At 71.8% G+C, this 13,794-nt stretch carries 16 protein-coding genes; 8 read left to right on the top strand and 8 right to left on the bottom strand.

The features are described 5' to 3' along the window. Positions 1-65 precede the first annotated feature (65 nt). Positions 66-1,496: an FAD-binding oxidoreductase gene (locus ACQUSR_RS31330; protein WP_431046384.1), complete on the top strand. Its 1,431-nt coding sequence runs from the start codon at positions 66-68 to the stop codon at positions 1,494-1,496. A 144-nt stretch (positions 1,497-1,640) separates the two neighbouring features. Further along, positions 1,641-2,111 (top strand): hypothetical protein, encoded by a 471-nt coding sequence (locus tag ACQUSR_RS31325; protein ID WP_431046382.1) that lies wholly within the window; start codon positions 1,641-1,643, stop codon positions 2,109-2,111. Between the two features lie 86 nt (positions 2,112-2,197). Here ACQUSR_RS31325 and ACQUSR_RS31320 read toward each other — a convergent pair whose 3' ends face one another. The 3 genes from ACQUSR_RS31320 to ACQUSR_RS31310 all read right to left on the bottom strand — a co-directional run bounded on the left by ACQUSR_RS31320 (position 2,198) and on the right by ACQUSR_RS31310 (position 4,188). Further along, positions 2,198-3,367, bottom strand: a complete 1,170-nt coding sequence (locus tag ACQUSR_RS31320) for a methyltransferase domain-containing protein (protein ID WP_431046380.1) — start codon at positions 3,365-3,367, stop codon at positions 2,198-2,200. Positions 3,368-3,793: 426 nt separating this feature from the next. After that, entirely contained in the window at positions 3,794-4,033 is a 240-nt protein-coding gene (locus ACQUSR_RS31315) for a hypothetical protein (protein ID WP_431046378.1), read from the bottom strand. After that, positions 4,030-4,188 (bottom strand): hypothetical protein, encoded by a 159-nt coding sequence (locus ACQUSR_RS31310; protein WP_431046376.1) that lies wholly within the window; start codon positions 4,186-4,188, stop codon positions 4,030-4,032. Before ACQUSR_RS31310 ends, ACQUSR_RS31315 begins: the two co-directional genes overlap by 4 nt. Positions 4,189-4,295: 107 nt before the next feature. Between ACQUSR_RS31310 and ACQUSR_RS31305 the strand changes: the two genes are divergently transcribed. Together ACQUSR_RS31305 and ACQUSR_RS31300 are read left to right on the top strand one after the other, a co-directional pair. After that, on the top strand, positions 4,296-5,132 hold the full coding sequence (locus ACQUSR_RS31305) for a helix-turn-helix domain-containing protein (RefSeq protein ID WP_431046374.1): 837 nt from the start codon (positions 4,296-4,298) through the stop codon (positions 5,130-5,132). Further along, the gene (locus tag ACQUSR_RS31300; RefSeq protein WP_431046372.1) at positions 5,129-5,338 is read left to right on the top strand and encodes a DUF397 domain-containing protein; all 210 of its coding nucleotides are present in this window, start codon (positions 5,129-5,131) and stop codon (positions 5,336-5,338) included. The genes ACQUSR_RS31305 and ACQUSR_RS31300 overlap by 4 nt, the downstream gene beginning before the upstream one ends. A 62-nt stretch (positions 5,339-5,400) precedes the next feature. Here the strand turns inward: ACQUSR_RS31300 and ACQUSR_RS31295 are convergent, their stop codons facing one another. Beyond that, positions 5,401-6,552, bottom strand: a complete 1,152-nt coding sequence (locus ACQUSR_RS31295) for an acyl-CoA dehydrogenase (protein ID WP_431046370.1) — start codon at positions 6,550-6,552, stop codon at positions 5,401-5,403. A gap of 115 nt (positions 6,553-6,667) precedes the next feature. Between ACQUSR_RS31295 and ACQUSR_RS31290 the strand changes: the two genes are divergently transcribed. Beyond that, a complete protein-coding gene (locus ACQUSR_RS31290) occupies positions 6,668-7,438 on the top strand; it encodes a TetR family transcriptional regulator (protein WP_431046368.1) in 771 nt (256 codons plus the stop codon). 92 nt (positions 7,439-7,530) lie between these two features. Then, the gene (locus ACQUSR_RS31285) at positions 7,531-8,046 is read left to right on the top strand and encodes a Zn-ribbon domain-containing OB-fold protein (protein WP_431046366.1); all 516 of its coding nucleotides are present in this window, start codon (positions 7,531-7,533) and stop codon (positions 8,044-8,046) included. A 62-nt stretch (positions 8,047-8,108) separates the two neighbouring features. On the opposite strand, the gene ACQUSR_RS31280 is transcribed toward ACQUSR_RS31285, so the two are convergent. The 3 genes from ACQUSR_RS31280 to ACQUSR_RS31270 all read right to left on the bottom strand — a co-directional run bounded on the left by ACQUSR_RS31280 (position 8,109) and on the right by ACQUSR_RS31270 (position 10,578). Next, positions 8,109-8,531: a gamma-glutamylcyclotransferase family protein gene (locus tag ACQUSR_RS31280; RefSeq protein WP_431046364.1), complete on the bottom strand. Its 423-nt coding sequence runs from the start codon at positions 8,529-8,531 to the stop codon at positions 8,109-8,111. Between the two features lie 121 nt (positions 8,532-8,652). After that, the gene (locus tag ACQUSR_RS31275; RefSeq protein ID WP_431046362.1) at positions 8,653-9,132 is read right to left on the bottom strand and encodes an SRPBCC family protein; all 480 of its coding nucleotides are present in this window, start codon (positions 9,130-9,132) and stop codon (positions 8,653-8,655) included. 213 nt (positions 9,133-9,345) lie between these two features. Beyond that, on the bottom strand, positions 9,346-10,578 hold the full coding sequence (locus ACQUSR_RS31270) for an MFS transporter (protein ID WP_431047954.1): 1,233 nt from the start codon (positions 10,576-10,578) through the stop codon (positions 9,346-9,348). A 177-nt stretch (positions 10,579-10,755) separates the two neighbouring features. On the opposite strand from ACQUSR_RS31270, the gene ACQUSR_RS31265 reads away from it, so the two are divergent. After that, positions 10,756-11,523, top strand: coding sequence for a DeoR/GlpR family DNA-binding transcription regulator (locus tag ACQUSR_RS31265; RefSeq protein WP_431046360.1), 768 nt, complete (start codon positions 10,756-10,758; stop codon positions 11,521-11,523). Beyond that, the gene (locus ACQUSR_RS31260) at positions 11,520-12,164 is read left to right on the top strand and encodes an alpha/beta hydrolase (RefSeq protein ID WP_431046358.1); all 645 of its coding nucleotides are present in this window, start codon (positions 11,520-11,522) and stop codon (positions 12,162-12,164) included. Before ACQUSR_RS31265 ends, ACQUSR_RS31260 begins: the two co-directional genes overlap by 4 nt. Here ACQUSR_RS31260 and ACQUSR_RS31255 read toward each other — a convergent pair. Next, positions 12,082-13,587: a carboxylesterase/lipase family protein gene (locus ACQUSR_RS31255; RefSeq protein WP_431046356.1), complete on the bottom strand. Its 1,506-nt coding sequence runs from the start codon at positions 13,585-13,587 to the stop codon at positions 12,082-12,084. The genes ACQUSR_RS31260 and ACQUSR_RS31255 overlap by 83 nt on opposite strands. Positions 13,588-13,794 lie beyond the last annotated feature (207 nt).

Raw genomic sequence — 13,794 nt, 5'->3', positions numbered from 1 at the left:
GCCACGGGGCGCCGCGTCGATGCACGGCTCCGCCGCGTGGCCGAGTTCACGAAAGGGAAGAGAAGTTGACCAAGCACGCAGACCTGCTCGCCCCCGCCGCCGATGACCTCGCCGCCGACGCCCGGCGGCTGGGCGAACGGGTCCGGGGGCCGGTGTTCCTGCCCGGGGACGACGGGTACGACGCCGAGCGGTCCGGGTTCCAGACCGGGCTGCGGCACCTGCCCGCCCTCATCGTGGGGGCGGCCGGGGCGGAGGACGTGCGGGCCGCGGTGGCGTTCGCGCGGGACCGCGGGCTGCCGGTGGGCGTGCAGGCGACGGGGCACGGGCTGCCCGCGGCCGCCGAGGGCGGGGTGCTGGTCAACACCAGCCGGATGACCGGGGTGCGGGTGGACCCCGAGGCCCGTACCGCGTGGTTCGAGGCGGGAGTGCGCTGGGAGCGGATCGTGCCGGAGGCGGCCCGGCACGGGCTGGCGCCGCTGAACGGTTCGGCCCCGCACGTGGGCGCGGTGTCGTACACCCTGGGCGGTGGGCTGGGCCTGCTGTCGCGCGAGTACGGCTACGCCGCGGACCACGTGCGCGCCATCGACATCGTCACCGCCGACGCCGAGCTGCGGCACGTGACGGCGGACAGCGATCCGGACCTCTTCTGGGCGCTGCGCGGCGGGCAGGGCGGCTTCGGGGTCGTGACGGCCATGGAGGTGGACCTCTTCCCGGTGTCGCGGGTGTACGGCGGCGGCCTGATCTTCGACACGGATCTGCTGCACGACGCGCTGACGGCCTACGTGCGCTGGACGGAGACGGTACCGGAGGAGCTGACGTCCTCGATCGGGCTGATCCCGATGCCGGACCTGCCGATGGTGCCCGAGCCGCTCCGAGGGCGGCACATCGCGCACGTCCGGATCGCCTACACCGGTGACCCCGCGGAGGGCGAGCGGCTCGTGGCCCCGCTGCGGGCGATCGGGCCGCGGCTGGTGGACAGCCTGGCCGACATGCCGTACAGCGAGTCGGGCGCCATCTACAACGACCCGACGCGGCCGCATCCGTACCGCGGTGACAACGCGCTGCTGAGCGGCCTCGCCCCGGACTCGATCCGTGCCGTACTGGACCTGGCCGGGCCGGGCGCGCCGGTCGGCTGCGTGGTGCAGGTGCGGCATCTGGGAGGAGCGCTCGGCCGCCCGCCGGCCGTCCCCAACGCGGTCGGGCACCGGGACGCGCGCTTCCTGCTGAGCGTGCTGTCGCTGGCGGAGGACGGACAGCGCGAGGAGGTCGGGGCCGCCCACCAGCGCGTGTTCGACGCCGTGGCGCCGTCGACGGTGGGCCGATCGCTCAACTTCCTGTACGGGATCGGCGGCGAGGACGGGCAGGACGACGGCCAGGGCGGTCGGGCGCGAGGCGTGTACGAGCCCGGGGACCTGCGCCGGCTGCGCGAGCTGAAGGCGGTGCACGACCCGGCCGGGACGTTCCGCCTCAACTACCGCCTGTCACCGGCTTGTTGACGCCAGTTATTTGAAATTACGCCGTTTCACTCTTGCCTTCTCTCGCCATGCGCGCGTCAATGGCATGGTCCCCGCCCGACCGACCGTCAGGTGGGGGCGAACGCGCGGCCCTCAGGCAACTCCCCCCACCTTGGAGGAAGCTCCATGCGACGCAGCAAGCTCGGAATCGGCATCGTGACGGCGACGGCCGCCCTGGCCACGGGCGCGATCGTCCTGGCGCCCACGGCCTCGGCGGTCGACCCGACGACCGCCACGGTCACGGCCGACTGCGGAACTTACGGCTCGGGTACGGCGACCCTCACGGCCACGCAGGACGGCACGGCGGCGACCATCACCCTGACCTCGTCGGCGGTCAAGGCACCCGCGGCGGTGCCGGCGGGTTCGGTCGACTCCACCCTCACCCTGTCCAAGAACGGTTCCGGGACCACGACGTTCACCGGCAAGGACAACCCGGCGATGGAGACCGGTGACGATGTGACGACCGGCCCACTCAAGGGCACGGTGGCCGCCGGCGACATCCTGGAGGCGAAGTCGCTGAAGCTGACGGTCTTCGGGGTGATCACCGTCAACTGCACGGCGACCTCGGCGCAGTCGCCGGGGCCGTTCACCTTCTGACTCCGACGGCGCGCACGCACGACGGCGGGCCGGCGCCCTCGACGGAGGAGGCCGGCCCACCGCCACCAACCAGGAGCGGGGCGGTCTCACACGACCCAGGGGTCGGACGGCGTGTCTAGCCATGCTTGATGCCCGTCGGGAGTCACCGTCAGGCCGAACCGGGAGTGGTCCGGCTCGCCATGGCCGCCCCACCACCGGTGGGCCTCCTCTGCCTCATCCCACAGCCGCCGGGGGCCGCCTTGCCAGACACGTGCCTCCGCCCCGTCACGGAACATCACGCATGCCCAGGAGCGGTCAGTCAGCCCGTAGAACCAGACAGGCCGTGCTCCCTCGCGCTTGTCGGCGACGACGTGACAGCAGTCCGGAACGCGGAGCCCTAGAGCGAACCGGTGGGCGTCGAACTTCTCCCTGACGAACTCCTCCTCCGTGATCTTTGTGGAGGTCTCGTCACCCTCGGCCACGCTCCCCGGAACGTACTCGGCGTGCACCACAGGAGGGCGGCGCTGGGCTCGCAGCTTCATGAACTCCACAGGCCCGGTGAAGAGGCCCGATGCCTGCTCACCGTCCGGCGAGACCACAAGACGCGCGACGGCGTCCTGGTGACTGAAGTGCGTCCCCCAGGGGGCCACGATGACCCCACGCGGCCGGGTCTGCTCCACCCACGCGAAGGGGATGGACCGCAGGCCGCACGTCGCGATGACCCGGTCGTACGGCGCGTCCTCGGGGTGGCCGCGGAATCCATCTCCATGGACCACCTGTGCGGGCAGGCCGAAGCGCTCCAGCGCGGCCCGCGCGGACGCCGCGACCGCTTCATCCACTTCGACCGTGACCACGTTCGCCGAGCCGAGGCGGTGAGCGAGTAGTGCGGCGTTCCAACCCGTTCCCGTGCCGACTTCCAGCACGCGGCTGCCCGGCTGGACGTCCAGGTCGCGGAGCATGGAGAACACGACGCTGGGCATGGACGCGGAACTGGTGGACTCGCCGCCCGGCTCCGCGCCGGAATGCCTGCCGTCATCCCACTGAGTGACGATGGGGACATTGGAGTCCGCGTATCCCTGCCACGCCGCTGGATCGCTGGCCTTGCTGACGGCGACACTCCGGCCGGTCTCCATGTCTTGCGGCCAGATCAGATCAGGCAGGAACGCGGATCGGGGCACCGCCTCGTAAGCGGAGGCCCAGTCGGACGTCACGACCTCGGATTCGAGCAGGGAGCGGCCCAGCGGGGGCCGCTCCCCTTCCCGCTCATGCGACGTCATAAAGGGCCCCCAGGAGAACGCCGCACACCACAAGCGTCAGGACGAACAACGGACCCGCGAAGCGCCCCACGCGGGCCGGGACATGGCGTCTGACCGGCCGAGCGTGGGACCGGGGCCGGTGCGGCTGGAGCCCAGGAGGGGCAGCGGGGACGACCAAGAGGGTCCTTGGGGCCGGGGGCGGCTCCTCGCTGGTGGCGCAGGGGTCAACACGCCAGTGTTGTTGTGTCGTCACGAGGAACTGATGGTGTGTCGGCTCGGCTTCCGTGTGGGCGATGGCCCATGCGCCGATCGGCCGCGCGTCGTCGTCCACCAGACCGGACTCATGCCCGCAGCGGAGGCACTGCGCGCCATAGATTCCCTCCGGCGCACCCTCGGCGGTCTCGGGGCTCAGCACCCACTTCGCGCCCTTCATGATCGCCGGGGCGGTCACAGCCACTCTCCCGGAACGGCGCGGTACGGACGGGTGATGTGCTCCCGGTAGGTGAGATGCGCGGGGTTGGCCTTCAAGTGCTGGACGGCCCAGTTGTGCGCCTCGTCCATGTCCTCGCTGCGGGGTCCGACCGTGTGGCATGCGGTGCAGGTCATGGCGTAGGTGTGCGGTTCGGCCTCCGGCCTGGTGTCCGGGGTGATCACGTATTCGCGGAACCGGTAGGTCTTGCGGGTCACTTCTTCTCACCTCGCGCCAGGTGGTCATGGACCTGAGCCCCGAGCTCGTCTGCGCGCTTCCGCAACTCCGCCAAGGTCGGGCGGTCGATGCTGTCTTGAACGTCGCCTTGCTGGGGCGGGGGCGCGGCCGGGGCGTTCGTGGTCTTACTGGTCACCGACCGCTCCTCTCCGTAGCGCTTCCACTACCAAGGAGGTTCAGCGTGGACTAGAGTCAGGGGCCGTTCAACCTGTCACTTGTGGACGGAAGGACGGTGAACGCCCGTTGAATCGCAACGAGTTGAACCCGGACGCCTCCCCCCAGGCGGCCTACGGAGCGCGTTTACGCAGACTGCGGGAAGCGCGCGGCTGGACGCAAGACGATCTTGCCGAACGCGCGGAATATTCCAGTGTGCATGTTTCGGCCGTCGAAAATGGTCGGAAACCTCCGACTCTCCGGTTCTCGCGTAACGTGGACCGCGTCTTCGGCCTTGAGGGCACAGCAGACTCGTTCGAGCGTGAGTACCGCGAGATCAAACACGGCAGCCTGCTGGAGGGCTTCCCGGAGTACGTCGGGTACGAGGGCCGTGCAGTAGAGATCCGGCTCTACAACATCGGGATCATCCCCGGCTTGTTGCAGACACCGGAGTACGCACGCGTGCTGGCGGATAGCACCGTGAGGCGGGGCGCCATCACGCCCGAACAGGCGGATGAACGTGTCGCGTTTCTGGCAGAGCGTCAGGCGGCGCTGGAGCGGCCTCGGCCACCCATGGTGTTTGTGACCCTGGACGAAAGCTGTATCCGTCGACCGGTTGGCGGCTCCACTGTCATGGACGCACAGTTGGCGCGGCTGGTCGAGTTTGCTGACCTGCCGAACACGCTGTTGCAGGTGGCACCGTACGAGATAGGGGAGCGCCGCACGCTCAACCTGCCCGTTAACGTCTTGACGTTGCCGGACCGGTCCCTGATTTGCTACGCCGAATCTCAGGCTCAAGGAAACCTAGACCGGGAGAGTACCTCCGTGGTGCCTGTGCTGACGGCATACCATCAGTTGCAGGCCGAAGCGTTGTCGCAGGCGGCATCTGTGGCCATGATCGAGCAGATACGAAAGGGCACCCCGTGACAACCGAATCCCCTCGTTGGTTCAAGTCCTCCTACAGCGACAACGGCGGCGACTGCATCGAGATCGCCGCAAACCTCCTCGCCTCGCGTGGCGTCGTCCCCGTCCGGGACAGCAAGGACCCGAACGGCCCGTCCCTGGTCTTCGACGGTGCGGCGTGGTCCGCGTTCGTGGCAGGGGTGAAGGCAGGGGACTTCCCCAGCGCCTGACCCAAGCAAACGTGGCCCCGACCGGAGTGATCCGGCCGGGGCCTGTCGCTGCGAAAGCCCTGCTACGGGAGGTTGCGGGCCATGACGATGCGCTGGACCTGGTTGGTGCCCTCGTAGATCTGCGTGATCTTCGCGTCCCGCATCATCCGCTCCACCGGATAGTCCCGCGTGTAGCCGTAACCACCCAGCAGCTGGACCGCGTCCGTGGTGACCTCCATCGCCACATCCGACGCGAAGCACTTCGCCGCCGCGCCCTGGAACGTCAGATCCGCATCCCCACGCTCCGACTTCGCCGCCGCCGCATACGTCAACTGACGAGCCGCCTCGATCTTCATCGCCATGTCGGCCAGCATGAACTGGATCCCCTGGAAGTCCGCGATCGGCTTCCCGAACTGCTTACGCTCCCGCACATAGCCCTTGGCGTAGTCCAGGGCTCCCTGTGCGATCCCCAGCGCCTGCGCAGCGATCGTGATCCGCGTGTGGTCCAGCGTCTTCATCGCGGTGGCGAAGCCCGTGCCCTCCGCGCCGATCATCCGGTCCGCCGGGATCCGCACGTTGTCCAGATACACCTCACGGGTCGGGGAGCCCTTGATGCCCAGCTTCTTCTCCGGCGCCCCGAAGGAGACCCCCTCATCCCCCTTCTCCACCACGAACGCGCTGATGCCCTTGCTGCGCTTCTCGGGGTCGGTGACCGCCATCACCGTGTAGTACTCCGAGACGCCGGCGTTGGTGATCCACCGCTTCACACCGTTGAGGATGTAGTGGTCGCCGTCGCGTACCGCGCGGGTCTTCATCCCCGCCGCGTCCGAACCCGCGTCCGGCTCGGACAGGCAGTACGAGAACATCGCATCGCCCTTGGCCAGCGGACCCAGGTACTTGCGCTTCAGCTCCTCCGAACCCGACAGGATCACCGGAAGCGACCCCAGCTTGTTCACCGCCGGAATCAACGACGAGGACGCGCACACCCGCGCGACCTCCTCGATCACGATCACCGTCGCCAGCGCGTCCGCCCCCGCACCCCCGTACGACTCCGGCACATGCACCGCGTGCAGATCATTGGCCACCAGCGCGTCCAGCGCCTCCTGCGGGAACCGCGCCTCCTCATCGACCGCCGCCGCGAACGGCGCGATCTTCGCCTCAGCGAGCCCCCGCACCGACTCACGAAGCATCTCGTGCTCCTCCAACGGCCGGTACAGGTCGAAGTCCTGGCTCATGATCGGTACCCCTGGTTTCCTCGGTCGGACGGCAGGCAGAGCAACATACGGCACTCAGTACCCTCCAGTATGCACACTCAGTGCCATATGGTCATGCTGGTGCTATGTTCCGGGCATGAGCGAGGAACGCGGGCCGGGCCCGGGAACAGGTACGACGGCCTCCCGTCCCCCCATGCGGGAGGCGCTCGTCGCCGCGGCCTTCCGGCTGTTCCTGAAGCGCGGCTACGAGGCCACGACCGTCGATGACATCGTCACGCTGGCCGGCGTCGGGCGCCGCTCCTTCTTCCGGTACTTCCCCTCCAAGGAGGACGTGGTCTTCCCCGACCACGAGCGCTCCCTCACGGACATGACGGCCTTCCTCGACGCGGGCAGCGACGAGGACGACGAGCCGGTCGCGCGCGTCTGCGACGCGGCCCGCCTGGTGCTGCGGATGTACACGGAGAACCCGACGTTCTCCGTACAGCGGTACCGGCTGACCAAGAGCGTGCCGGGGCTGCGCGCCTACGAACTGTCGGTGGTGTGGCGCTACGAGCGCGCCATGGCCGCCTATCTGCGCCGCCGCTTCGCCGGCTGGTCCGACGGGGACCTGCGGGCCGACGTCATCGCCGCGGCCGTGGTCGCGGCGCACAACAACGCCCTGCGGTCCTGGCTGCGCTCCGGCGGCGAGGGCGACGCGGAGGCCGCCGTCGACCACGCCCTGGAGTTCGTGCGCCAGTCCTGGGCCCCGGACGGCACCGAGGGCGACGCCGCGACGCGGGACGACCGGGACGTGGTGGTGCTGATCGCCAAGCGGCGGACTCCAATGTGGCGGGTGGTGCGGGAGATCGAGGCCACCCTCGACGAGGCCCAGACCCCCCGGGCCAGGGCGGAGCGCCTGCCCAACTGAGGGAACTCAGTGCCTTTACATCTGGCACTGGGTGCCATAGCCTCGGGCCGAGCGCACCAGATTCCTCCGGCCCAGCGCAGGGAGATGACATCGTGTTCCACACCGTGGCCGAGATCGCCGAACATCCGCCCGCCCCCGACACGCCGGACACCGCCACTGTCCCGGATTCCGCCTCCGGCCTGGAGCCGGAGACGTACGTCCCTGCCGCGCCCGACGAGGGCTGGCCCGGTCAGACCTACCTCGACGGACTCCAGCACGGCGAGCTGTACTTCCAGCGCTGCCGCTGGTGCCACAGCGCGGCCTTCCACCGCCTGCTGTGCCCGGTCTGCGCCGCCACCGACATGGACTGGGAGGCCAGCGCGGGCACCGGCGTCGTCCGGCAGGCCACCGTCGTACGGCGCAGCAACGGCTCGCTGCGCACCGTGGCCGTCATCGACATGGCGGAGGGCTTCCGGCTTCGCGCGACGCTCTCGGGGGTGAGCGCCGACAGCGTCCGTCCGGGCACGCTGGTGTGCCTCGACCCGCACGCCGTCCACCCGCGGGAGCTCACCTTCAAGCCGGCCGACACCCGGTCCGCCGACGACCGGATCCCCGCCGCCTGGCGCTGACCGTACGGTCACGGTCCGCAGGGGGCTCTGTACGGTACGGGCCCCCAGCACCGAGCGGTCCCTCAGCGCTGGACGGTGCACCGCGCCAGGAACGCGGCCAGCCGGTTGGCGCGGAACTCGGTGGCGTCCCACGTGCCGGGGAGCACGTCCCCGCCGTGCCAGAGGTAGCTCCACGCCCACCGCCCGTCGGACAGCGGCAATCGGCGCAGCTCGTACTCGGCGTCCTCGAAGGCGTCCAGTATCCGCCACTCGTCCGGCGTGAGGCCGGTCAGCAGCAGGCCGGGGGCCGTCTGCCCTTCGGCGGGTACGAGGCCCGGGTAGTCGCGGCGCGCGAGCCGCGCCGCGCGCCAGCCGGGTGCGGAGGCGGCGGACCGCTCCGGTACCCGCCCCAGCAGCGCGGTGAGCACTTCGGGGAACTGGAGGCTCCCGTACGCGAACAGCACGTCGGGGGCCGAGGATATGCCGTGGTTCCTGCCGTGGTTCATGTCGAGGATGCCGTTCCGTGTCGTCCGTGCCCCGGTGGGCGGTCGATGTCTCCGGTGAGCGGTCGATCGGATCGTATGCCGCACCGCACCGTCCCGCGCCAGCCGTTGGCGCGCCAAACCGTCAGTCGGCCGGCGGGAGCGGCCCCGTCGTACGGGTCGGGCGGCCGGGCCCCAGCATCCTGCCGATCATGCGGCCGAACACCAGGCGTCCGACCCAGGCCGTCGGCCGGTCGCACAGCCGCGGCAGCGCCCGCACCCGCGCGTCCTCTTCCCAGACCACTCGCGAACCGGCCCCGTCCCGGCGTACGTGGATCTCCGCCCAGCCGACGACGACCGAGCCGCGCTTCTCCAGTCGGCAGTGACCGGGCCGCCCGGTCGGCTCCGGCGGCTCCCAGCGCACGACCTCCATGGGGTCGTCGAAGACGGCGCGGCCGACTCCGGTACGGGCGAGCACCACCGTGCCCGGGCGGGTCGGGCCCGGCGGAGTCGCGGTGATCCGGGTCAGCGGGACGTGGGCGGAGTGGCGCGGCCAGTCCGTGATCCGCCGCCAGGCCTCGTCGGCCGGCAACGGAGAACGGCGCTCGATCAGAAAGCGGGCCATACCGGGGATGTTAGGCGATCCGGGGATGACGGGGCGATCAGTGCCGGGCGGGCTCCGCGGCCGGGGCCGGCCGCCCGTTCACGGTGGGGATGCGCCGCCCGCGGGCGCTGCCGCGGAGGCCCGGACACCCTCGGCACCTGGCTCGGCCTCTCGGCACCTGGCTCGGCCTCTTCGCGGGCCCGCCCACCACGGTGGCACTGCCGCTGCCCCGCCTCACGCGGGCGATCGCCGAACGGACTTGATGTCATCGGCCTTGATGTCATCGGCCCTCCGGGGCGAGCGCCCGTCCGGGTCGAGCACTCCGGCGGCGCAGGCCACCACCACGCACAGCGCGACCGGGAGGAGGAAGGTCACGTTGAGCGGTACGAGACCCGTGAGCGGTCCGATGACGGCGGGGCCCGCCAGCATGCCCACGTATCCCAGGCCCGCGACGCGTGACACCTGCGCCCCGGCAGCGTCGGGGTCCAGCCGGCCGGCGGCGCTGAAGAACTGGGGGACGGCACCCGACAGCCCGATGCCGAACGCCGTCCAGCCCGCCAGGGCCAGCGGTATCCACGGCGTCAGGGCGGCGGCCGCCAGCCCCGCGGCGGCCAGCGCCGTGCCGTAGCGGACCACCCGCACCGGGCCGACGCGGGCGACGACCCGGTCGGTGGCGAACCGTCCGGCGGTCATCGCGGTGGCGAAGGCACCGTAGGCGAGCGCGGCCGTGGCGCCGGGCGCGTCGAGGGTGTCCCGAAGGTGCAGCACGCTCCAGTCGTTGGCGACTCCTTCACAGAGCATGACCAGCAGGGCGAGGACGGCCAGCGCCCAGCCACGCGCGGCAGGCCTCCGAGCGGGCGGCGCCGCCTCGGGCTCCGGACCCGCCTCGGGCGTTCCTGGGCTTGTCCCGGGCGTTTCCGGACCCGCCCCCGGCGTTTCCGGACCCGCCCCGGGCACTCGCCGCCCCGCCTCGGGCGCCGGCCTGAGCAGACCGAGGGCGCCGAGGCCGGTGGCCACCACCCCGGCGACGGCCACGCCGCCCAGGGTGCCGGGCACGCTCCAGCCCTCGCCGATGGTGCGGGCGCCCAGGAGCGCGGCGAGTACCCCGCCGACGGAGAACACCGCGTGGAACGCGGACATGACCGGCCGTCCGTAGCCGCGCTCAACCTGCACGGCGTGGGTGTTCATGGCGACGTCGAGGCAGCCGTTGCCGAAGCCGAGGACGAACAGGGCCGCGGCCAGGGTCCGGCCGTCGCCCGCCAGGCCGGGCAGGACCAGCGCCGCGCTGCACAGCACACCGCCCGCGGGCACGACCCGCCGGCTTCCGTACCGGTCGGCGAGCGTGCCGCAGATCCGCATGCCGAGGAAGGCCCCGGCGCCGAGGAAGAGCAGCAGCCAGCCCAGTACGGCATGGCTGACGCCGACCCGCTCCTCGACCGCGGGGATGTGCACGATCCACATGCCCATGAGGAAGCCGTTCAGCGCGAAGAAGGCGAAGGTGGCCAGCCGCGCCACGCGCAGTCGGCGGGTCGGGGCCGGGGCCTCCGGCCGGGGAGTCTCTGTCGTGGTCACCGCGGGAGCGTATCGAACATATATGGTGTGCGGAAGATTGACTTACGAACATGAATGCTGTGCGATAGCGCCATGACAACGAGCGTGGACCGATTGACGCTGATCACCGAGGCCTTGCGGGAGGCGGAGCGGCTGAGCGTGGCGGAACTCGCCGAACTCACCGGCTGCTCCGAGATGACCATCCGGCGGGACCTCGAACAGCTGGCCGAGCAGGGCGTGTTGGAGCGCTACCGGGGCGGCGCCCGGAGTCTGCTGCTGCGCGGCGAGGAACCCCCGTTCGGGCTGCGGGCGCGGGAGGGGACGGAGGCCAAGCGGCGCATCGCCGCGGAGGTGGCCGGGATGATCGCCGACGGCGAGTCCGTGGTGATCGACAGCGGCACCACGTGCCTGGAGGTGGCCAAGGTGCTCGCCGAGCGCCGGATCACCGCCATGCCGCTTTCCCTGCACGCCGCCAACGCCCTGGCGGGCGGGGCCTCCGGCGCGGTCACGCTGCTGCTGCCCGGCGGCGAGGCGCGCCGCGGTGAACTGGCGCTCACCGGCCCGCTGGCCGAGGCGTCACTGGCCGCGCTGCGTTTCGACACGGCCGTCATCGGCTGCTGCGGCATCGGTCCGGCCGACGGTCTGACGGCGTATGACCTCGCCGACGCCGCGGTGAAGCGGAAGGCGATGTCCGCGGCCCGCCGGGTGATCGCGGTCGCCGACGCCACGAAGTTCTCCCGCACCGCGCTGGCGTTCGTCGCGCCCGTCACCGCGCTGCACGCCGTGGTCACCGACGACGGGGCGGCGGCCGCGGACGTCGACGCGCTGCGGGCGGCCGGTGTGGCCGTACGCCAGGTGTGAGCCGTGGACGCACCGCACCGCACTTCACCTTCGCCTGCGACGGCGAACTGCTCAGCTGCGCGGCGCTCGACCCGGCGGTCGAGGCGCGCCCCGGCGTCGAAGCGAACCCCGGCGCCGAGGACGGCGACCGGCCCGCCGCGGTCCTCCTGCACGGCGCGGGAACCAGCGACGAGGGCCGGTTCTCCGGCCTGTTGGGCGATCTCGCGGCGCGTGGCCACCAGGCGCTGTGCTTCGACTTCTCCGGCCACGGCGCCAGTTCGGGCCGCCTGCCCCACCTGAGCCTGCGGCGCCGCTTCACCCAGGCCCGCGCGGTGATCGACGCGCACGTCCCGCCGGGCCGCCGACTGCTGCTGATCGGCTTCAGCATGAGCGGCCAGACCGTCGCCGACCTGGTCGCGCACTACGGCTCCCGGGTGGCCGCGATCGGCCTGTGCGCCCCGGCCGTCTACGACCGCGCCGCCTGGGACGTGCCGTTCGGCGACGGTTCACTCGGGTGCCATGGCGGAATGCTGCCGAACGCCGGGCGGGCCGTCGAACGAATGGCAGCGGCCCCGCCGCTCAGCGGATGCCCTCCCACACTCGGCGTTCCGCGGCCGCCGGGTCGTGGTGGACCATGGGCGGGCCGTCGCCCAGGCGCATGACCGAGCGCCGGATTCCATACGCGGGCCACTCGGGGAGCAGACCGCCCGCCGTGCCGGGGCGGCCGTCGCGGGCGAAGGCGGTCCACGCGGCGCGCATCTGGTCGGACAGTTCGCCCGGGGCGGTCTCCCCCGTCAGGCCGCAGCCGAGGTTGCCGAAGACGAACCCGATCTCGGCGGCGTGGCAGGCGCCGAGGGTGCCGTCGAGCGCGGGGGTCCGCCAGGCGAACTCGTAGACGTGGGTGTCGGCGCCGTGCGCGGCGCGGCCCTCGGCGAGCCGGAGGGCGGGGACGCGGTAGGCGTAGTCGGTGAGGGCGGCGGACAGCAGGTCGCCGGGGGTGGCGCCGGGACGGGCGGCGCGGTACGTGGCGAGACCGGGCTCGTCCGCCAGACCGCAGCCGGCGATCAGCTGCCCCAGGACCTCGTCGGTGATCAGGTTCTGCAGGCCCAGCGGTACGAGGAAGAAGCGGAACTCGTCGGCGTTCGTACCGATGAGGAGATCGACGTCGGCCCCGGAACCGGCGGCGATGGCGTCCACGGGCCGCGCCGGCAGGGTGGCGCCGTCCACGACCGGAAGCAGGGTGAGGACGCCGCCGGCGGCCTCGCCCCACACCGCCCGGTCCCGGTCCCCCGACAGCTCCTTGCCGAGCGCGGCGTTGGCGTCGATCAGCCGCTGCGGCGGGGCGGCGGTGAGTGCCTCCCTCGTGGGCTCGACCCCGGCGAGGGCGGCCAGACGTGCGGTGACGCGCCGGGCGACGTCCTCGGTATGGACATGGTGTCCGGCACCGCTCTGCGCGATGGCCCGGTGGAACAGGCCGCGGGCGCGGGGCATGGCCATGAGGGTGACAACGCTTATGGCCCCGGACGACTCGCCGAAGACCGTGACGTTGCCCGGATCCCCCCCGAAGGCCGCGATGTTGTCATGGACCCATTCGAGGGCGGCGATCACGTCGAGGAGTCCGAGGTTGGCGGTGCCGTCGGGCAGCCACAGGAACCCCTCCGGGCCGAGCCGGTGGTTGAGCGTGACGCACACGGTTCCGTCGGCGGCGAGCCGTCCGCCCTCGTATAGGGGCAGCGAGCCCGCCCCGTAGCGGAACCCGCCGCCGTGGATCCACACCATGACGGGAAGCCCGCCGCCGGTGCGACCGGGCGCCGGTGTCCAGATGTTGAGATTGAGGCAGTCGTCGCCGGGGCTTTCGAGGTTGGGGAAGAGATCGGACATCGGCGGCACATAGCCGGGCTGCGGGGCGCTGTCGCCGTACTCGGTCGCGTCGCGCTCTCCGGTCCAGGGCTCCGGGGGCCTTGGCGGCCGCATCCGGCGGGGGCCGAACGGCGGTGCCGCGTACGGGATCCCGAGGAACCCGGCGATACCGCCGCTGTCTCTGCCACGCACTCTTCCGTACCTGGTCGGGGCGGTGACGTCCATGTCTGTGTGCCTCCCGGAGCATGATCCCTGCGCACGCCCCGGCCCTGACCGGGCGGCGGCGACAAGTGGGAGTTTTCCCGCATCAGCGGCATACCTCACCTACCCGCCGCTGTCCGCCCGCTCCGCGGGAGCCCACCCGTGCGGCGGCACGGTCCGTACCCGCCGGTCACATCGGCCACCGCCGGCGGGCCGGCCGTACGGCCGCGG

Origin of the sequence: Streptomyces sp. P1-3, from assembly GCF_050613155.1 — a bacterium.
Lineage (GTDB): Bacteria > Actinomycetota > Actinomycetes > Streptomycetales > Streptomycetaceae > Streptomyces.
This window is presented reverse-complemented; position numbering and strand designations above follow the sequence as displayed.